Annotated in this window: 1 protein-coding gene; it reads left to right on the forward strand. The window is 57.6% G+C overall.

Annotated features, from left to right (window positions below):
* The coding region (locus EAE89_RS24560) for a hypothetical protein (RefSeq protein ID WP_214086703.1) at positions 1–255 on the forward strand (255 nt) is incomplete at both ends.

The raw sequence follows: 255 nt of genomic DNA on the forward strand, positions 1-255 counted from the left end.
TGCCGCCCGGTCAGCCGTTTGAACTGAGTTTGCCGCCGGAAACCGTCAAAGGACAAACAGTCGACCCGGTGATACGCGTGGTGACGCCCGATACGCGTTTGCCGGATAACAGCCTGTATACCGTGCAACCGGGCAGTGACAGCCACTATCTGGTGGAGACCGACCCGAAATTTACCCAGTACAAACCCTGGCTGGGGTCAGACTACATGCAGCAGCAACTCACCCATGACCCGGCTTTGGTGCACAAACGGTTAG

The sequence above is a fragment of the Photorhabdus heterorhabditis genome (assembly GCF_018448905.1).
Lineage (GTDB): Bacteria > Pseudomonadota > Gammaproteobacteria > Enterobacterales > Enterobacteriaceae > Photorhabdus > Photorhabdus heterorhabditis.